The following is a 19,081-nucleotide window of genomic DNA, read 5'->3' as shown; positions in this document are numbered from 1 at the left end:
AGCATGAACTTACCGAACATTCTCACACTTTCCCGCATCCTGATGATTCCGGTGTTCGTGATCATCTATTACCTGCCGGCACAGTGGAGCTACCTCGTCAGCGCCGGTATTTTTGCGCTGGCCGCAGCGACCGACTGGCTGGATGGTTACCTGGCGAGGAAGCTGAACCAGAGCACCCCCTTCGGTGCTTTCCTCGACCCGGTTGCGGACAAGCTCATGGTTGCAGTGGCGCTGACCGTGCTGATCGAAGCCCACGCCAGCTTTGTCCTGACCATTCCCGCCACGGTGATTATCGGTCGGGAAATCGTGATTTCGGCACTACGGGAGTGGATGGCGGAGATTGGAAGCAGGGCGAGTGTTGCTGTTTCCTATATCGGCAAAATCAAGACCACGGCCCAGATGGTGGCCATTGTCATGCTGTTGGCGTTCCCGCCGGGCGTTGTATGGGCCCATACCGGTACGGTGCTGTTGTATCTTGCGGCCGTGCTGACGTTCTGGTCGATGATCCTCTACCTGAAGGCCGCCTGGCCGGATCTGTTTCCGGAGAAGAGCGGGAGCTGACGGGCCTGGCGCTACTGTTCCAGCGTCCAGTCAACCACTTCCCGGGCCAGCTCCCCGCTGGCCTCGCCAAAAGCCTCCACCACCGCTTCAACCTCTTCGCCCGTTGCCGGGTGCCTATGCTCAAAGCGCTTGCTGGCGAGGGTGTTGCGGGTGCGTTCGTCGATAAGCTGGATGTCCAGCCGTATCAGGGCGAACGGAGCACCATCCTGGTACTCGCTCTGGAATGCGGTGAGGTGACCGGCCAGGGTCAGGTCGCTCCTGGCCGGGCTGGTATCTGTGATGACAGTAGCCAGCCTTCCATCCCTTCGAAAGGCTTCTATAAGATGATTCCGAACCAGGACCGGGGCCTTGTTACTCCATCGCACGCCCTGATAGGCCTGGATCTCATTACTCCTGTTGCCTCCCGGGCTGACCAGAATGCGGGCGCTATTAATGGGGTTTTCGGCCTGGGGTGTACCAACCCTTAATGTTCTCTCCTGCTGTTTGGCATCTGCTGCCTTCGCGATGGCGGGGGCGGGTAACTGGAATATCCGGTTGGCCGGCCGCTCCGGGAACAGGGTACAGGCAGACAGTGAGGCGGCAACCGCCATGCACAGCAGCGTGCGTGGAAAAGTCAGTGTCACGGGTTGAACTCCTGTATCGGATCGCGGCCCAGCAACAGCCCGGCAGGATCGTCCTCGAAACGGTATATCAGGCTGTCCAGGTTTCTCAGTGTGGTGCGCAGTTCCCGCATGGCCGGTGCCAGCTCACCAATTCCCTGCATCCCCTGGTCCAGCGAACCCTCGTTGCGGGCTGTCAGCGCCTCAAGACGGGCGGTGGCGGTTTCCAGGGAATCCATCGCCCGCTGGGCCGTGGTAACCATTTGCCGCCCCTCGTTGTCCAGCAGGGAGTTGGCGGTCAGCCCAAACTGACGGAAGGTCTCCAGCGTGGTTTCGGTCTGTTCACTGAGCTGATCAAAACTGGTTACCAGGTTTCTCAGTTCAGTGCGTTGATCCATCAGGCCGGAAGACAAGGCTTCAATGTTCTTCAGGCTGCGAGTCAGGTTGCGGGCATTTTCCTCGGACACCATGGCGTTGGCGTTCGTTAGAACCCGGTCCAGCTTGGCGAACAGTTTCTCGCTGGTTGCCATCAGGGTTGTGAAGGCTGACGGTTCGGCGTGGATCACCGGTGGCGATTCACGGCTTCCCGTAAGTTTGCGACTGCCGGGGGTGCCGCCATTGAGATCGATACTCATGCTGCCGGTAATATTGGTCAGGGCAAGGCCGGCACGGGTATCCTCCTTGATAGGAACATCCTCGTAAACCCGGATCAGTGCCCTGACGTTGCGTGGGTCCTCCGGGTCCAGCCTCAGTTCCGCTACGTCTCCTACTTCGATGCCGCTGTACTTCACCGGGCTGCCCTCCGACAAACCGCTGACGCCCCGATCAAAGATCACCTGGTACCAGGCGTAGTCGCGGTCGGTGGAAGCCTTGCCAAGCCACAGGGCAAACACCAGTGCACAGGCGAGCGAAAGCAATGTGAACAGCCCGATCAGGACATGATGTGCTCTGGGTTCCATGTCAGCGCTCCTCTCCAAGCTCATTCGCCATCGTTGGCCTGGCACGATTGGCCGCACGGCCCCGTGGACCGTGGAAGTAATCACGGATCCAGGGATCGTCGGTGGCCTCGACCACCGCCAGCCTGTCGGCAACCAGTACCCGCTGGGCGGACAGTACGGCAACCCGGTCACAGGTGCTGTAGAGCGTGTCCAGGTCATGGGTGACAAGGAACACACTGAACCCCAGGGCATCCCGTAGCGTGACAATCAACCGGTCGAATGCGGCCGCGCCAATGGGGTCGAGCCCGGCGGTGGGCTCGTCCAGAAACAGGACTTCCGGGTCCAGCGCCAGGGCCCGAGCCAGTGAAGCCCGTTTGACCATGCCGCCTGACAACTGCGCCGGGTATTTTCCGGAGGCATGGCCGGGAAGCCCCACCAACGCAAGCTTGACCCGCGCCAGATGCTCCGCGTCCATCCTCGACAGTTTCGCATGCTCGATCAACGGTAGCGCAACGTTCTCCTCCAGCGTCAGCGAGGTAAACAGCGCCCCGCTCTGGAACAGCACGCCAAATCGTCGTTCGACCCGGGACCGCTGCTCCTGGGAGAGTGTCTGCAGTTGCTCGCCAAACACCTCTATGGTGCCGGAGTCCGGCGTATGGAGCCCCACTATGCTGCGTAACAGTACCGATTTGCCCGTCCCGGAGCCGCCCACAACCCCGAGTATTTCCCGGCGATAGACATCCAGGTCAAGATGCTTGTGGACCTCATTGCTGCCAAAGCGATTGCACAGGCCCCTGACACTGATGATCACATCCTGTTGTGCCGTGCTTCGAATCACCAGCCCATCTCCATGAAGAATATTGCTGCTACGGAATCCAGAAGGATAACCATAAAGATGGACTGTACCACGGCGGATGTGGTGTGCTCGCCGACAGACTGGGCGCTGCCGCTGGCTTTGAAGCCTTCCAGACAGCCGATGACGGCAATCACAAAAGCGAAGACGGGCGCCTTGCCCAACCCGACCAGGAAATGAATAACCCTGACCTTGTTCTCGAGGATATTCAGAATCTGCGGAATCGAGATATCAAGCGCCATCACGCACACCAGCGAGCCACCAATAATGCCGCTGATCATTCCCACAAACGTCAGGATCGGCAGGGAGATCACCATTGCCAGTACCCGGGGGATCACCAGCAACTCAACCGGGCTTAGCCCGAAGGTGCGTATGGCGTCGATCTCCTCGTTGGCTTTCATGGAGCCGAGTTGCGCCGTAAAGGCACTGGCCGTGCGGCCCGCAAGGAGGATGGCGGCAAGCAACACACCAAATTCCCGCAGGAAAGAGAATGCCACCAGGTTCACGGTGTAGATGGTGGCGCCGAAATCATCAAGGATTGTCGCGCCCAGAAACGCGACCACGGCTCCCACCAGAAAAGTGAGCAGGGCAACAATGGGCAGGGCATTCAACCCGGTCTGATGGACATGGGCAACGAGCGAGGTCATCCGCCACCGCCAGGGCGTGGGCAGGATGGTGACCAGTGTTGCCAGTATCTGCCCGGTAAAGCCGATCAACAGGCGTTGCTGCTGCCAGTAACCTTCAACCTGCCGGCCGATACCTGCGAGGAATTCAGTGATGGCAGAGCCACGGGGGGGCAGCTCTCCGTCGGGGTTCGACATGGCTTTGGCAACGAGGCGCAACAGCTCCCGGCGTTCGGAAGGAAGATCGGGTGCCTCATCAGTCAGGTCATAAAGTCTTTGCGCACCCAGAAGATCCGCCAGCAGCGACGCTCCGGCCGTATCCAGCGCATCAATGGACGTGAGTTCAACGGAGCGCCCGGCCAAGCTTTCCGCTGCCATGCCGGTGTGCACTTCACGCTTGAGGCGGGCGTAGTGCGCCAGCGTCCAGTCACCCGAGACAATCAGGCCGTCGGTCTGGAATTCAAGCTTGCCAGGTGAGGGCATCTGGGAATCCTGTGATTCATGATCAGGAAATGGTTATTACGTACCCCTGATACTAGCTGAAATATGATATTGAGGCCGCATTGCCTTCATGTGAAATCGATCAGAATCTGAACCAAAACAGAAAGTTGAAAAAAGAGGTTGACGCAAACGGCCGAATCCGTAGAATACGCCCTCGTTGATCAAGCGGGAATAGCTCAGTTGGTAGAGCACAACCTTGCCAAGGTTGGGGTCGCGAGTTCGAATCTCGTTTCCCGCTCCAATTAACACAGTCTCTCAATGCCCACCTGAGAGCATAAAAGTGTCGAATCCCCTTCGAACTTTTACCGGCGCGGTGGCAGAGTGGTTATGCAGCGGACTGCAACTCCGTGTACGCCGGTTCGATTCCGACCCGCGCCTCCATTATTTTATTCGTTCCTGATTTCCAGAACCCATAATTTTTCCTACCGGTGACCCGTAGCGCATCACATGCCCGCTTTCGGCGTCGACCTTGAGCCGTGTTGTAACGGTCAGCGCCGGGAGCCAAATGAACAGGCCAACTAAAAACGACGTAGTCCGGTGCGAGTCCGACAGGCTGCTGGCGGCAATCCGACCGGATATGCTTGAATGAATGCTAAGTGGTCAGGTCAGCCAGCCAGGCTGCCTTTGGTACCTTGAGGCCTGGACAAAAACAATGAGCACAGACGAAGAAGTGGTAAAACGCCGGCGGTCCGCGCTTCGGGGCCGGCAACTCGAGCCGGCTTTGCTGTCGGAGCTGCGGGGCCTGATCGGTGACGAACGTAGTGATTCGTCATTGCGCCAGCGCGATCGTCTGATTGAACACCTGCATGCACTGCATGACTCCTACGGTTACCTCTCCATGTCCCGGCTCCGGGCCCTGGCGTCTTTCATGAACCTGCCCATGGCCGCCATTTATGAAACGGCCACCTTCTACGCCCACTTCGATGTTATTCATGACGAACAAGCGCCTCCGCCTGCCCTGACCCTGCGGGTGTGTGACTCGCTCTCCTGTCGCCTGGCCGGAGCGGAGGCGCTGCATGAGGCTCTGGTTGCGGGGGCTGACCCTACCCAGGTGAGGGTACGGCGCGCGCCCTGCATGGGGCGCTGCGACACGGCGCCCGTGGTGGCCGTGGGGCATCATCATGTTCGGTACGCCAACGCCATGAGTGTGGCTGCGGCGGTGGAACAGGGGCAGGTTCAGCCGGAGGAAATCGCCTGGCAGCGTCTGGCGGATTATCGTTCGGCCGGGGGTTATCAACTGCTGATGGATTGCCAGGAGGGCAGGGTGAGTGTTGAAACGCTCACCAGTGAACTCGAGCACGCCGGCCTGCGCGGACTGGGCGGCGCGGGATTTCCCACCTTCCGCAAGTGGCAGGCTGTGCGGGCCGAGCCGGGGCCACGCTACGCGGTGATTAACGCCGACGAAGGCGAGCCGGGTACCTTCAAGGACCGTTATTACCTGGAATATGAACCCCATGGATTCCTGGAGGGCGCACTGGTCAGCGCCTGGGCGGTTGAGGCGAAGGCCCTGTACATTTATCTGCGGGACGAGTATCCCGGGCTGCACAGGGTGCTGACCGAAGCTATTGCCGAGCTGGAAGCGGTCGAAATTGTTGCGCCGGGTTTTATCATCCTGCGCCGTGGCGCTGGGGCCTATATCTGCGGTGAGGAATCCGCCCTGATTGAGTCCCTGGAGGGCAAACCCGGAAAGCCTCGCCATCGTCCGCCCTTCGTTGCACAGAAAGGGCTCTTTGGCCGGCCCACTCTGGTGAATAACGTTGAGACGGTTTACTGGATTCCGCGCATCCATGCACAGGGCGCCGAATGGTTTGCCAGCCAGGGGCGGCATGGTCGTCGCGGTCTTCGCAGCTTTTCGGTTTCCGGACGGGTTGCCCGGCCCGGCGTTCATGTCGCGCCTGCGGGCATCGCTCTCAATGAGTTAATCGAGGAATACTGCGGCGGCATGGCTGAAGGGCATCACCTTGTGGCCTATCTGCCCGGCGGAGCCTCCGGCGGTATACTGCCCGCCAGCAAAGCCGACATTCCCCTGGACTTCGACACGCTGCAGGAACACGGCTGTTTTATCGGTTCCGCTGCTGTGATCATTCTGTCGGATCAGGACAACCTGGCTGACGCGGCTGCCAACCTTCTGGGCTTCTTCGCGGATGAATCCTGCGGGCAGTGCACGCCCTGCCGTGTGGGCACCGAAAAAATGCTCACGTTGCTGGAACGCAACACCTGGGACGAAGAAACGCTACAGCAACTGGCCAGGGTGATGACGGATGCCTCGATCTGCGGCCTGGGCCAGGCCGCTCCCAATCCGGTGCTGAGCCTGCTGCGGGATTTCCGTAGCGAACTCGCCAGCCAAAACCTGATCGCCAAAGGGTAGGGAGCCTGTCATGAGCAATCCCAACACAAGCTTTTCCCTGACACTGGACGACGTTGAAGTTCAGGCCTATCCCGGCGAAACCCTGTGGCAGGTGGCCAAACGCGCCGGTGAGACCATCCCGCACCTCTGCTTTAAAGACTCGCCAGGCTACCGGGCGGATGGCAATTGCCGCGCCTGCATGGTGGAAGTGGAAGGTGAGCGGGTGCTTGCAGCAAGCTGTATTCGCGAGGCGGCGCCCGGCATGGTTGTGCGCAGTGCGGGTTCCAGCCGTGTCCATGCGGCCCGTAAAGCGGTTCTGGAATTATTGTTGGCGGACCAGCCAGAGCAAGCGCAGAGCCCGGACCGGTCCAGCCATTTTTGGCAAACGGCGGATCAACTGGCCATTGATGCCGGTGCAGTACGCCAGCGCCTCCCGGCCCGTTCAGATCGCGAGGAACCCACGGTTCACCATGTGGAAGCGCGGTTGGAATCGCTGCCGCACGCCAAGGGCCATGACAGCACCCATTCCGCCATGAGCGTCAACCTGGACGCCTGCATCACCTGCGGTTTATGCGAGCGCGCTTGCCGTGAAGTGCAGGGCAACGACGTTATCGGGCTGGCGCACCGTGGCGCGGCGTCCAAGGTCGTCTTCGACTTTGATGATCCCATGGGAGACAGCACCTGTGTTGCCTGCGGCGAATGCGTGCAGGCCTGCCCAACCGGGGCGCTGATGCCCGCCACCCTGATCGATGATAAAGGCCGTGGAGACTCGGCGGTGGCTGATCGCATGGTGGATTCCGTGTGTCCCTATTGCGGGGTGGGCTGCCAGTTGACCTATCACGTGAAAGACGAGCCTGCCGAGGAAAACGGGCAACAAGGGCGCATTCTTTTTGTTGAAGGCAAGGATGGGCCCTCCAACCAGGGCCGGCTTTGCGTCAAGGGCCGCTTCGGCTTCGATTACCCCGCGCACCAGGCACGGCTTACCCGGCCTCTGATCCGCCGGGAGGGCGTGCCCAAAGGCCTCGACCCGGACTTTGATCCGGTCAACCCCTTGACCCACTTTAGAGAAGCGAGCTGGGAAGAGGCACTGGATCAGGCGGCAACGGGATTGACTGAACTCAAAGGCAAGCACGGCCCGAGCGCGCTCGCCGGCTTCGGCAGCGCCAAATGCTCCAACGAAGAGGCCTGGCTGTTCCAGAAGTTGGTGCGCACCGGTTTCGGCTCCAACCATGTTGACCACTGCACACGGCTCTGCCACGCCAGTTCCGTGGCGGCGCTGATGGAGTGCCTGGGCTCTGGCGCTGTGACCGCCTCCTTTATGCAGGCGCTTCAGTCGGATGTGGTGATCCTCATCGGCTGCAATCCTGCCGTTAACCACCCTGTGGCCGCCACCTATTTCAAGCAGGCGGCACGAAACGGCACCAAACTGATCATTATTGACCCCCGTGGTCAGGCACTGGACGCCTATGCCTGGCGCAGCCTGCGTTTCTCGCCGGGAGGGGACGTGGCACTGTTTAACGCCATGCTCAATGTGATCATCAGCGAAGGACTCTATGACCAGGCCTACATTGATGCCCACACCGAAGGCTTCGAAGCGTTGGCAGCAAGTGTCGTGGATATGACACCAGAGGTAATGAGCCCGCTTTGTGGCGTTGCCCCTGAAGTCATTCGCGAAGTGGCCCGAGCCTACGCGGGTGCCGACAGGGCGATGATCTTCTGGGGCATGGGTATTTCCCAGCACGTGCACGGTACCGACAACGCCCGCTGCCTGATCTCAATGGCCCTGACATGCGGCCAGACTGGCCGGCCTGGCACTGGCCTGCATCCATTGCGGGGTCAGAACAACGTTCAGGGCGCCTCGGACGCTGGCATGATCCCCATGGTATTGCCGGACTACCAACCGGTGGGGGATGCCCAACTGCGCGCCGCGTTCGAAGAACTCTGGAGCACAGATCTGGACCCCGAGCCCGGACTCACCGTTGTGGAGATTATGGACGCGATCACGGCTGGCACAATCAAGGGTATGTACATCCTTGGCGAAAACCCCGCGATGTCTGACCCGGACCTGACCCATGCCCGGGCCGCGCTCGGTGCCCTGGAGCATCTGGTGGTGCAGGACCTGTTTGTTACGGAGACTGCCCAGTTTGCCGACGTCATCCTGCCTGCCGCCGCTTGGTCGGAGAAATCAGGCACTGTCACCAACACCAATCGGCAGGTACAAATGGGCCGTGCCGCGTTGGCACCACCAGGAGAGGCAAAGCCCGATTGGTGGATTATTCAGGAAATTGCCCGGCATTTCGGGCTGGGTTGGAATTATGCCGGCCCGGAGCAGGTTTTCGCCGAGATGAAGCAGGGTATGCACTCACTCGATCATATCTCCTGGTCCCGCCTGGAGCGCGAAGGTTCGGTGACCTATCCATGTCCCGCCGACGACGAGCCAGGGCAGGACATTGTCTTCTCCGATGCTTTCCCGCGCGCCGGTGGCCGAGCCAGATTCTCGCCGACTCGACCGTTGCCGCCGGACGAGCCGGTGGATGAGTCCTATCCCATCGTATTAACCACCGGGCGACTGCTCGAGCACTGGCACACCGGCGCGATGACACGGCGCAGCCTGGTTCTGGACGAGCGGGAGCCCGAAGCTGCCGCTTTTCTGTCACCAGCGGAGCTGGCTCGCCTGGGCGTAGCATCGGGTGATACGATTCAGATTGCCACCCGGCGCGGCAGCATCAACCTGACGGTGAGGGCCGACCAGACTATTCCCGAGGGCATGGTGTTCGTACCCTTCGCCTTTGTGGAGGCAGCAGCCAACCTGCTCACCAATCCGGCGCTGGATCCGTTCGGGAAGATTCCGGAGTTCAAGTATGCAGCATGTAGATTGAGCCCGGCCTAATAGCCTGCTTGATGTAGATAGCACCCAAAAGTCTGTTGGCCGCGTCTTGTCCGCCTGGTAGCCTGGTCCAGATATACTTCAGGCTAATTATTCGCAAGAGAACCATTTAATGAAGGACACGCTGGCCTATTACAACAACAATGCCGATGCATTTGGGGAATCAACGTTTCAAGTCAGCATGGAAGAGCTTTACCAGGAGTTCCTGCCGCAAGTTCCCAAAGGTGGACACATTCTGGACGCGGGCTGTGGCTCTGGCCGGGATGCGTTGTTTTTCGATCATAAGGGTTACCGTGTTTCTGCCTTTGATGGTTCAGACGCCATCGTCTCGCTAGCCCGCGAAAAGACCGGCTTATCGGTTCAGCATCGCTATTTCGCGGATATCCGCGAATCCAGTACTTACGATGGTATATGGGCCTGTGCAAGCCTCCTTCACTTGCCACTTGCCGAGGTACCCGAAGCCATCGGCCGGTTGTGGAATGCCCTGAAACCGGATGGCGTTTTCTACATGAGTTTCAAGATTGGCCAGGGGGAACGCAACCACAATGGCCGGCACTTTACCGATGCTGATGAATCGATTGCCGAGCAGTGGATTCAGGACCTGAAAGAATATGAAGCTTGTCGTATGTGGCGTACTGATGATCAGCGGCCCGATAGAGATGAGCAGTGGCTGAATATCCTTTTAACCAAGTCATCGGCTTCACATAAAAAGTTGACGACAGGCGGGAAAGAGCATCATTTCCTGCCCAAATTGTGCCAGGCGATTAAAGCTGCTGATCAGGTAGATATGGCGGTGGCCTTTGTAAAAACCACCGGCTTGAATCTCCTGTTCCCAGATTTAGTGAGCGCGCTGCAGCGCGAATCTGATCCTGCCCGTATCCGCATTCTCACAAGCGATTATCTGGACATCACCGATTCGGAGGCGCTAAGAAAGCTTGTCCTGTTGCATGACCATGGAGCTCAGGTACGTGTTTACCAAAGCCAGGGGAGTAGTTTTCATTTGAAAGCTTACCTCTTCGCTGGCCATGTTCAGAATCAGCAAATGTGGGGCAGGGCGTTTATCGGCTCTAGCAATATCAGCCGACAAGCGCTTCAGGACGGGTTGGAATGGAATTATCAGGTGGATTTCCCGCCCGACTCTGGGTACCTCGAGGCTGCCAGCAGGTTTGATGAACTGTTTCAGCACCCAAATGTTGTGCCGTTAACTGACAACTGGATCGATGAGTACGAGAAACGGAGGAAGCCACCAGAACAGTCACTGGAACCGGGCAGTGATGAGAAACAGGAAGTACCAACACCTAATGAAGTGCAACAGGAAGCGCTAGAGGCACTGGATCTTACTCGCGTAGAAGGCTACCGAAGGGGTTTGGTGGTGTTAGCAACGGGTTTAGGTAAAACCTGGCTCTCCGCCTTTGACGCCGTTCAAATGGGCGCCCGTCGGATTCTTTTTGTCGCCCACCGCGAAGAAATTCTTTATCAAGCGGCCGAGACCTATCTGCGGATCAAGCCAAATAGCCGCGTTGGCTTTTACATGGGTAAGCAGCGCGATAGAACGGTCGACATCCTTTGTGCATCGGTGCAAACGCTCGGCAAAGAAACGCATCTCGATCGATTTGACCCCCGGCATTTTGATTATATTGTTGTCGATGAATTCCACCATGCGGCAGCGCCCGTCTATCATCGGCTTTTGAGTTACTTTGCGCCGCAATTTCTCCTGGGATTAACGGCAACCCCAGACCGGACAGACCGGTCGGATATCCTGTCGCTGTGTGACGACAACTTGGTTTTCGAATACCCGTTGTTTGAGGGCGTCAGGGGCCAATTCCTGGTGCCGTTTCATTACTACGGCATCTACGACGAGACGGTCGACTATACGGAGATCCCTTGGCGTAACGGGAAGTTTGATCCCAATTTGCTTGCCAATAAGCTAGCTACTTATGGGCGCGCCAAACATGTGCTCAAGGTATGGAGTGAAGTGAAGCAAAGCCGGACCCTGGCCTTTTGCGTTTCACGGGCCCACGCCGATTTTATGGCGAGCAGGTTTGCAAAAAACGGAATCAGGGCGGCAGCCGTTCATGGTGAATCTGAGATGTCTCGTGGTGAGGCTTTGGAGAAGTTGGAAAACGGTCAGCTCGATGTGATTTTTTCTGTCGACCTGTTCAACGAGGGTGTCGATCTGCCTGCCATTGATACGGTGCTGCTATTGCGCCCGACGGAGTCCAAGATCCTGTTTCTTCAACAAATTGGCCGGGGCCTACGGAAAAGCGTGTCCACTGGGAAAGACAAGCTTGTGATTCTGGATTTTGTGGGTAACCACCAGAGTTTCCTGCATAAACCTCAGGCGCTCATTGGCCAGGCGATGAATCACCGACAGTTAGCAGAGTTTGCCAGGAAAGCTGAAATGAATCAGTTGGACCTGCCAGACGGATGCTTTATCAATTACGATCTGGAGGTGATCGACTTCCTGAAAGGTCTTGATCATCAGGGCGCTGAAAAGGACTATCAGGTATTGAAAGATACCTTGGGTCGTCGTCCAACACTCACCGAGTACTATCATTTCGGTTCCAGTATCGCTAAAACTCGCAAGTTGCACGGAAGCTGGTTTGGATTGGTTCGGGACATGGACGATCTCACCGAGATTGAGACAGAGCTCTTGTCCCGCTACGAAACGTTTTTGCTGGAAGTTGAAACGACGGCCATGAGCAAATCATTCAAAATGATACTGCTGGACGCGTTCCAGCAGTTAGGTGGATGGCGTAGTCCACCAAGGCTCTCGAAACTGGCCCAAGCATCTTGGGAGACACTGAAACGCCGCCCGAGGCTGTATCAAGAAATTGCTGCTTCAGTAAAGGACGTCGATGGTTCCTCGGCGCACTGGCAGCAATACTGGAAGAAAAACCCTGTCGATCATTGGACCAATAAGTCTCCAGCTGTTTTTGAGATTGAGAACGATCAGTTTAAGCCAGTTATTGGGCTGGAAGGTGATCAGATTCCGCCTTTCGAGGAGATGGTGCAGGAGTTGATTGATTATCGCCTGGCCTCCTATGAAGCACGGCAGTCTTCCAAGCAAGAGCAGTCGTCGTCTGAAAATGTAGTCCCGATCCCTCCTTCTGGAACGGAGTTGCCTTACTTCCCATCCTTGAAGATCGCTTGTGGCCACTTTAGAAGCAGTCACGCTGAGGAGCCGGAGTACAGATCCATAGGATTGGGACACGGGCGAATAGAGCCAAATCGTCATTTCATTGCCAGAGCATCGGGAAACTCCATGAACGGCGGCAAGCAGCCGATTCAAGATGGTGATTATCTGTTGCTTGAGCAGATCAACCCCAACCAAGCTGGATCGATCACTGGGAAAACGCTCGCGATTGAACGGATGGATGAGACAGGCGACACACAATACCTCCTTCGGACGGTTGGCAAATCCCCCATAGGTGAATATCGGCTCGAAGCTGCTAACCCAGAGTATGAAGACATTATTGTCACTCCAGAGCTTCTCGAACAGTTTCGAACGTTCGCACGCTTTTGCGAGATTATAGATCCATTGGAAATGGCTGTCGGACAGGAAATCCCGAGAGAGGAGATTCCGGAGTTATTCGGGGCGACTTTTAATCCTGGCAATTGGCAAAGCGGTCATATATTTCTAAAAGACGCGAGTGCTCATATTTTGCTCGTGACGCTCAACAAACAGGGTAAAGACGCTCAGCACCGCTACGTTGATCACTGGATTGATGAGCACACTTTTCATTGGCAGAGTCAGAACTCGACCACGCCCCAGAACAAGCGCGGACGGGAATTGATTGACCACAAAAAGCTCGAGCTCTCAGTGCACCTATTTGTCCGCGAAAATAAGCTGCGTAATGGCAAAGCGGCGCCCTTCACTTATTTTGGTCCCGTTGAGTATCAGAGCCATGAGGGGAGCAGTCCAATAAGCGTGACTTTCAGACTTAGTTCGAGGGATTAACGCCCCATGATTGAGCACATTGCTCTTCTACGGAAGTAAAACTCTTAGCCCCCTTCGCCAGAGCGCCGGGCCCTGAAAAATTTTCACAATGAGACAATGGAACCGTTTGACTCTGCCGACTCAAAAAGCGCCGACATCACTCGGTAACAGGCCAGGCTGCGCTTCGGCCACTCGTCCTCTAGATCACCTGTCAGAATAATGTCAGAGAATTTCTCGACGAGCTTCACCACGTGGTCACACGGCTCCACTTCTTGTTCGGTGTCTCTGCCATCCACATCACCCAGGATGTACCTAGAGCTTCCGGTGAATCGCTCTCCATAGGCTGCGAAATTACCGCTTCTGCCTTGTCCGCCGACCAGATCGTCAATCCGGATGAGGCCGGCGTCGCCAACCGTTTCTACCTGAGAGCGGTGTGCCAGTTCGCATCCCGCATCAAAGGTTGCCATCCGCCCGTTGGAGAACCACAGAGTGCCACCACAGGCGACGATGGTATCGATCGAGTTTTTTGAGACGAAGTTCATCTGGACTCTTTCGGGCAGTTCGTACCCAAAGCTCCAGAGGATAGCACTGATCGGATACCAACCCTGATCACCAAGACAGCCCATTGGTTCTCGCGACTTATCTGTGCGGCCATTGCCGCCTTCATACCATTCCGTGGAGGGAGCCTTGAACGTGAATGCGCTGGTCACTCGTCTGACTTCGCCAATGTCGCCGTCTGCAATACGCTTTTCAATATCCCGGGTGCGCGTGCTGTGCAGCCACATGGTTCCGTCCATGAACTGGACGCCGTTTTCTTTGCAGACGTCGATGGCTTCTTCAATGCCATCGGCAAGAGGTTTCTCGGCGTAAACGTGCTTCCCGGCGCGAGCGGCCTTCTTGATCCATTCGTTGCGAAGGGCAGTGGGGACCGGGATGTAAACGGCGTCGATACTGTCATCCGCTAGAAGCTCATCGTAGGAGCCGAAAGCCTTAGGTACATCGTGCTCGTCTGCCCAGGCTTGGGCCCGGTCGAGAGAACGGCTCGCGACGGCGGCAACCTCGGCATTTATCGCGTCGTGCATTCCCGCCACCACCTTGGTGGCAATTTCGGCGGTACCAATGATACCCCAGCGTACTTTGCGATCTTCCATGGTGGGTCTCCTTGAACAGGATTGGCTTTGAGTATGTGGTAACACTAGCTGAAGAGCATGCGCTGGATCGACCGGGGAACAAACCGGGTGATAAATTCGGCAGCGTAGGTCTGGGGTGTAACCAGGTATCGAGGCTTTGGACGTCCCGCTTCTGCAGCCCTGTAAATCTTTTTCGCGACGTCCGACGCACTGGCTGTAAAGGGCTTGATTCTGGCGCCTGGCGCGAGCGCTGCTTCCATTGCTTTGTACTTTTCCCGGTGCACGGCGCTTGCTCGGCCAAGCAAAGGCTGCAGAGCGGCCAGGGCATGTTCTCTGAACCGGGTCACCACGGGGCCAGGGAGCACAAGCGAGACACTTTCCAGGCTTTTGCTGCCCTGTTCATCAAACCAGAAGCTTTCATGGGCAGTGTTCATCGCGGCTTTGGCGGCACAGTAAGCGCCTTTCATTTTCTGGGGCGCGATGGAAAGAACAGAGCTAACCGCGATGACCCGCAAGGGTATGGCGTGTTGTTCGCAGAGCCTCAGGCAGACAGCAGCCAGCTTGATGGGGCCAAATACGTGGGTGCTGAACTGCTTTTGCCACATGGATTCAGACAGATTGCGAAGTGCCCCAAACTGTCCGTAACCGGAGTTGTTGACCAGAATAACCCGCTCGGCGCTCGCGATTTCGTTGTCCAGCGCGCCCGCAAGACCCTCTATCTGGTCAAAGGACTCAAGATCCAGAGCCATCTCCAGATCTGCGAACTCAACGCCACTTGGCTGTCGGGACAGGGCGATAACCCTATAGCCTTTCCGGGCAAAGAGGGCGCAGGCCTCACGGCCAATTCCGGCGCTGGTACCGGTTATCAGGGCTAGTTTCGTCATCACAGTACTCGCATTAGGATTCTAGTCAATTAACGTGCCTTATTGCCTGCTGCTACCATTAACGTCTTCAGGACCTTAGACTCGTTGGTCGGTTTATTGCGGCATTGGCATGGGCCAACGTTCCAGCAGAGGAATTCAATTGTAGACCCTCAAGGATGGAGAAATAGTATGAGTGAAGAAAACAGCAGCCCCATCGTCATCTACGAAAACGCCGATCAGGTGGTCGAGGTTCGCCTGGATGCTGACAAGGAAACTGTCTGGCTGACCCAGGATCAGATGACATCGATCTTTGACGTGCAGAAGGCAGCCGTCTCCAAGCACTTGAAAAATATCTATCAAGATGGCGAACTTGAACGGGAGGCAACTGTTTCCATTTTGGAAACGGTTCGAATCGAGGGAAAGCGACAGGTCACGAGGCAACTCGAACACTACAACCTAGACGCAATCATCTCGGTTGGCTATCGAGTCAATTCGCGCCGCGCAGTGAAGTTTCGCCAGTGGGCCACCCGCATTCTACGTGACCACCTCATCCAAGGCTGGACCCTGAACCGCCAGCGCTTCGAAGAAAACGCCCAGGAACTGGAAGCGGCTCTGACTCTTGTTCGCAAGGCCGCCCAAAGTCCGGCGCTGGATACAGACAGTGGCCGGGGCCTGGTGGATATCGTTAGCCGCTACGCTCAGACCTTTCTTCTTTTGCAACGTTACGATGAAGGCTTGCTCACCGATCCGCAGTCGCAAGCCGGTGGCACATTGCCGTCGGTGAAAGAGGCGCGATCGGCTCTGAACGGCCTGAAAGGCGAATTAATGACCCGGGGCGAAGCCACTGAGCTGTTTGCTCGTGACCGGGGTGATGGCCTGGCCTCCCTGCTTGGCAATCTGGACCAGTCCGTCTTTGGTGAACCGGCCTATCCCAGTGTGGAAGCAAAGGCGGCACATTTGTTGTACTTTGTGATCAAGAATCACCCGTTTTCCGATGGCAACAAACGCAGTGCGGCTTTTCTATTTGTGGACTTTCTTCATCGTAATCACCGGTTGTTTAATGCTAGCGGCGAGCCGGTGATCAATGATGTGGGTCTGGCCGCGCTCACGCTGTTGGTGGCCGAATCCAACCCTGTAAACAAAGACACCATGATCCGCCTGGTCATGAACATGCTGGCCGGGGAGGTGAGTTAGCCTCCCAACATTGCTACACTCAGGGACTTTGAGCGATGTTTAATCACGGGTAGCCAGGAAGCTGCCTGCCACAGAAAGGAACTCTGACCATGAGCAATCTCATTGCCGCTTGCGTAGGCGATACGCATGTTTGCCCGATCAAAGGGCACGGTTCTTCTCCCGTCATGCCAAACGGCTCCAGCATTCTTGTTGAAGGTAAACCCATTGCCCGGGTTGGTGATGTCACCGGCTGCGGTGCTGTTATTACCCAAGGTTATCCGTTGGCGCTGGCCGATGGTATGCCCGTCGCCTATCTGGGTAGCCCCACCAGTCACGGCGGTTCTATAGTCAGTGGCAATCCACGAGTGATTTTGGGTGTTGCCACTAATGCCGCGCCGGTTGTGGATTTTGCCATGGCTGGTGCGTTGGATGACAAAGGCCAGCTTACTGCGGGCGCCAAAGCGTTGCTGGACAAAGACCCGCAGGAATTTGTGCGCCTTGCCGCCCAGAAAGGCGCACTGATTGACGAAGGCTTGCCTGATGAATCAGCAGATGATTCTCCCGCTGAAGAAGATCGTGCCAAAGTTCGGGTAGAAGCTGGCATATTTTTCGATGGTACAGGTAATAATCGCGGCAACACCCGCGCTTACCAGCAGGAGCTTGATAAATGCCTGACAGCCAATGCCGCCGGAGCCATATCGGAAGAAGAATGCAGCAGTGAACTGTCGCAGGTCATGGAGGGCAGTTACCTCAACGCCGAAACCAACATCTCGAAGCTGGAAACGCTTTACTTCAAGGATACGGTAGAGCAAGAAGGCTCTCCCATTCACCGACTCTCTGTTTATGTTTCGGGGGTGGGCACCAAGTTTGGTGAGCCGGATGATAGCCTGAGTATGGGGTTGGGACTTGGGGAGCAAGGCATTCTCAGAAAAATTGAGGAAGGGGCTGCTGACCTCGTAGTGCAACTTACTCGTTCTGTTTACGAGCCGATAGATGAGTTGGTTCTGGATGTCTTTGGTTTTAGCAGGGGCGCGGCAACAGCACGGCATTTGGTCAGCCGAGAGGTTTATAACACAACGGGCTCTTTGCACGGCGAATACAAAGGGGCGTTGGCCAGAGCGTTCGAGCGGGAAGGCATCCCATGGCCTGAAAAGGTAACGGTTCGGTTTCTGGGATTGTTCGATACCGTGGCCGGAATCGCCGATGTGGGCAATCTGGATTTTTCCGCTCACGATGCTGAAACCGGACGCATCAACGTCAATGTAAAGCCGGAGCATGCTCAGCGGGCCGTTCAGTTTGTGGCACGGGATGAGCGTCGGCACAACTTCTCGTTAAACAGCCTGCGAAGTGAATCAGGCAATTTGCCCGGGAATTTTAGCGAATGGGTTTTGCCTGGCGCTCACTCGGACATTGGCGGAGGGTATTCAGTGCGGTTTCATGAGCGAATTGAAGTTTGTCCTCCGAAAGTGATTACGGGTAAAGACCGACGGAATCCCGAGGCCAGCTTTGAGTTTTCACGCATGTTGCAGGAGCGGGCCCTGATCAAGTCTGAGGGTTGGATTGGTCCCCTCAACCCGCTGGCAAGCCTGGAGATTGAACAAAAGCGCCTGCCAATGCTGCCTACTCAGCCGAGCCTGAGTGGGAACAACGTGGCTTTGCACCTGTGGCTTGACCGGGAAGTTCGGGGCGAATACTCCAGAATTCCCTTGTATCTGATGCATAAGCAGGCTATTGATGCTGGTGTACCATTTGAGCCAATCCCCACAGACAACCCTCAGTTTGTGCTACCCGACAAGCTAATGACTGTTGCCCGAAATCTTGCTGCTCACGTCTGGCATGGCCAAGACTTGGTATTGTCTCCTGAATCCAAAGCCCTGCTCAAGCAACGATACATCCATCATTCTGACCACTATCTGGAAATTGGGCTTTTATACCCTTTCAGGCCCGCAAAGGGTGGTCGTCGGGCTGTTTACCCCAACAAAAGCCAGTGAATAACGGAGACTACTATGAGTATTAAGGGTTGGATGATCAGTCTCTGTATTCTGGTACTGGTCGGGTGTTCGGAATCAACGGAATCGGAGGGGCAAAAATATGGCCCCAACGGGACCCACCGAAGTATCGGTGTGGTGGCACCGAAACACTACGATGTCTGGGTGGATAAATTTTTCGTTGAATCCCTTTCCGAAGACATTGGGTGGCGGGCACCTATTGGTATCGTGTCCTGTTGCTGGAACAAGCCGTTTGGGGCGATGGCGGACTGGCAAACCATGCCAGAGGTATTTTTAATTCGCTGGTTCTCCTTCGCAGAGCAGCAATCCTATGAAGCTCTTATCCGACTGGAAAATCCAGGTGAGATTGAGGAAAGAATGAAAGAGATTGCTCCTTTTGAAGCCTATGGAAAGATCAAAAAACGCCCGCGTGATGTTTTGGTTCTTGGTTTGGCGCCAGGTGGAACTGTCGTAGTGTGGATTATGAACCGGGGCGAGAATGCTATTGAAGTTGGGCGGTATCAAGGGAAAAAAATAGAAACCCATCCAGAGCACTACCGTGAGATAACAGAGCGCTACAATCGCGATCATGGCGAATTCTTGGAAAAAAGCGGCATCGAGTTTGAAGGCTGGTAATCCTGATTGTGAGTCAGCTACGACTGACTGGATGAAAACTAC

At 56.4% G+C, this 19,081-nt stretch carries 13 protein-coding genes and 2 tRNA genes; 9 read left to right on the top strand and 6 right to left on the bottom strand.

What is annotated here, in order from left to right; all coding sequences use genetic code 11:
- Positions 1 to 3 precede the first annotated feature (3 nt).
- On the top strand, positions 4 to 561 hold the full coding sequence (pgsA, locus tag NLU14_RS10090) for a CDP-diacylglycerol--glycerol-3-phosphate 3-phosphatidyltransferase (protein WP_275706110.1): 558 nt from the start codon (positions 4 to 6) through the stop codon (positions 559 to 561).
- Positions 562 to 572: 11 nt separating this feature from the next.
- On the opposite strand, the gene NLU14_RS10085 is transcribed toward pgsA, so the two are convergent.
- From NLU14_RS10085 to NLU14_RS10070, 4 genes are read right to left on the bottom strand one after another with little or no spacing between them, the layout of a single operon-like run.
- On the bottom strand, positions 573 to 1,184 hold the full coding sequence (locus NLU14_RS10085; protein WP_275706109.1) for an ABC-type transport auxiliary lipoprotein family protein: 612 nt from the start codon (positions 1,182 to 1,184) through the stop codon (positions 573 to 575).
- Positions 1,181 to 2,119, bottom strand: coding sequence for an MlaD family protein (locus NLU14_RS10080; protein WP_275706108.1), 939 nt, complete (start codon positions 2,117 to 2,119; stop codon positions 1,181 to 1,183). The genes NLU14_RS10085 and NLU14_RS10080 overlap by 4 nt, the downstream gene beginning before the upstream one ends.
- 1 nt (position 2,120) lies before the next feature.
- Positions 2,121 to 2,936 (bottom strand): ABC transporter ATP-binding protein, encoded by an 816-nt coding sequence (locus tag NLU14_RS10075; protein ID WP_275706107.1) that lies wholly within the window; start codon positions 2,934 to 2,936, stop codon positions 2,121 to 2,123.
- Complete coding sequence (locus tag NLU14_RS10070; RefSeq protein WP_275706106.1) at positions 2,933 to 4,057, bottom strand: MlaE family ABC transporter permease; 1,125 nt, start codon at positions 4,055 to 4,057, stop codon at positions 2,933 to 2,935. Before NLU14_RS10070 ends, NLU14_RS10075 begins: the two co-directional genes overlap by 4 nt.
- A 183-nt stretch (positions 4,058 to 4,240) precedes the next feature.
- Between NLU14_RS10070 and NLU14_RS10065 the strand changes: the two genes are divergently transcribed.
- The 5 genes from NLU14_RS10065 (at position 4,241) to NLU14_RS10045 (ending at position 13,270) form a co-directional block, all read left to right on the top strand.
- A tRNA-Gly gene (locus NLU14_RS10065) sits at positions 4,241 to 4,316 on the top strand.
- Positions 4,317 to 4,382: 66 nt separating this feature from the next.
- Positions 4,383 to 4,456: transfer RNA gene (locus NLU14_RS10060), tRNA-Cys, on the top strand.
- Positions 4,457 to 4,727: 271 nt separating this feature from the next.
- A complete protein-coding gene (locus NLU14_RS10055) occupies positions 4,728 to 6,443 on the top strand; it encodes an NADH-ubiquinone oxidoreductase-F iron-sulfur binding region domain-containing protein (protein ID WP_275706105.1) in 1,716 nt (571 codons plus the stop codon).
- Between the two features lie 10 nt (positions 6,444 to 6,453).
- Complete coding sequence (fdhF, locus tag NLU14_RS10050; RefSeq protein ID WP_275706104.1) at positions 6,454 to 9,312, top strand: formate dehydrogenase subunit alpha; 2,859 nt, start codon at positions 6,454 to 6,456, stop codon at positions 9,310 to 9,312.
- Positions 9,313 to 9,421: 109 nt separating this feature from the next.
- Positions 9,422 to 13,270, top strand: coding sequence for a DUF3427 domain-containing protein (locus NLU14_RS10045; protein ID WP_275706103.1), 3,849 nt, complete (start codon positions 9,422 to 9,424; stop codon positions 13,268 to 13,270).
- Between the two features lie 83 nt (positions 13,271 to 13,353).
- On the opposite strand, the gene NLU14_RS10040 is transcribed toward NLU14_RS10045, so the two are convergent.
- Both NLU14_RS10040 and NLU14_RS10035 read right to left on the bottom strand, forming a co-directional pair.
- Positions 13,354 to 14,400 carry a Gfo/Idh/MocA family protein gene (locus NLU14_RS10040; protein WP_275706102.1) on the bottom strand — a complete coding sequence of 349 codons (1,047 nt, stop codon included), beginning with the start codon at positions 14,398 to 14,400 and terminating at the stop codon, positions 13,354 to 13,356.
- A gap of 44 nt (positions 14,401 to 14,444) precedes the next feature.
- Positions 14,445 to 15,263 carry an SDR family NAD(P)-dependent oxidoreductase gene (locus NLU14_RS10035; RefSeq protein ID WP_275706101.1) on the bottom strand — a complete coding sequence of 273 codons (819 nt, stop codon included), beginning with the start codon at positions 15,261 to 15,263 and terminating at the stop codon, positions 14,445 to 14,447.
- A 168-nt stretch (positions 15,264 to 15,431) separates the two neighbouring features.
- Here NLU14_RS10035 and NLU14_RS10030 point away from each other — a divergent pair, with 168 nt between their 5' ends.
- The 3 genes from NLU14_RS10030 (at position 15,432) to NLU14_RS10020 (ending at position 19,039) form a co-directional block, all read left to right on the top strand.
- A complete protein-coding gene (locus NLU14_RS10030) occupies positions 15,432 to 16,436 on the top strand; it encodes a virulence RhuM family protein/type II toxin-antitoxin system death-on-curing family toxin (protein WP_275706100.1) in 1,005 nt (334 codons plus the stop codon).
- A gap of 65 nt (positions 16,437 to 16,501) precedes the next feature.
- A complete protein-coding gene (locus NLU14_RS10025) occupies positions 16,502 to 18,406 on the top strand; it encodes a phospholipase effector Tle1 domain-containing protein (protein WP_275706245.1) in 1,905 nt (634 codons plus the stop codon).
- 15 nt (positions 18,407 to 18,421) lie between these two features.
- Entirely contained in the window at positions 18,422 to 19,039 is a 618-nt protein-coding gene (locus NLU14_RS10020; RefSeq protein WP_275706099.1) for a DUF2931 family protein, read from the top strand.
- The last annotated feature ends 42 nt before the right edge of the window (positions 19,040 to 19,081 follow it).

The sequence above is a fragment of the Marinobacter iranensis genome, from assembly GCF_029207565.1.
GTDB classification, from domain to species: Bacteria; Pseudomonadota; Gammaproteobacteria; order Pseudomonadales; family Oleiphilaceae; genus Marinobacter; species Marinobacter iranensis.
Note: the sequence above shows the minus strand (reverse complement) of the source record. Positions and strands in the feature narration are given on the sequence as shown.

Bases quoted from the DNA above. Each gene is read 5' to 3' on its own strand.
- NLU14_RS10055 (WP_275706105.1), top strand. From the start codon at position 4,728: ATGAGCACAGACGAAGAAGTGGTAAAACGCCGGCGGTCCGCGCTTCGG.
- NLU14_RS10035 (WP_275706101.1), bottom strand. From the start codon at position 15,263: ATGACGAAACTAGCCCTGATAACCGGTACCAGCGCCGGAATTGGCCGT.
- NLU14_RS10040 (WP_275706102.1), bottom strand. From the start codon at position 14,400: ATGGAAGATCGCAAAGTACGCTGGGGTATCATTGGTACCGCCGAAATT.
- NLU14_RS10070 (WP_275706106.1), bottom strand. From the start codon at position 4,057: ATGCCCTCACCTGGCAAGCTTGAATTCCAGACCGACGGCCTGATTGTC.
- NLU14_RS10030 (WP_275706100.1), top strand. From the start codon at position 15,432: ATGAGTGAAGAAAACAGCAGCCCCATCGTCATCTACGAAAACGCCGAT.
- pgsA (WP_275706110.1), top strand. From the start codon at position 4: ATGAACTTACCGAACATTCTCACACTTTCCCGCATCCTGATGATTCCG.
- NLU14_RS10080 (WP_275706108.1), bottom strand. From the start codon at position 2,119: ATGGAACCCAGAGCACATCATGTCCTGATCGGGCTGTTCACATTGCTT.
- NLU14_RS10045 (WP_275706103.1), top strand. From the start codon at position 9,422: ATGAAGGACACGCTGGCCTATTACAACAACAATGCCGATGCATTTGGG.
- NLU14_RS10020 (WP_275706099.1), top strand. From the start codon at position 18,422: ATGAGTATTAAGGGTTGGATGATCAGTCTCTGTATTCTGGTACTGGTC.
- fdhF (WP_275706104.1), top strand. From the start codon at position 6,454: ATGAGCAATCCCAACACAAGCTTTTCCCTGACACTGGACGACGTTGAA.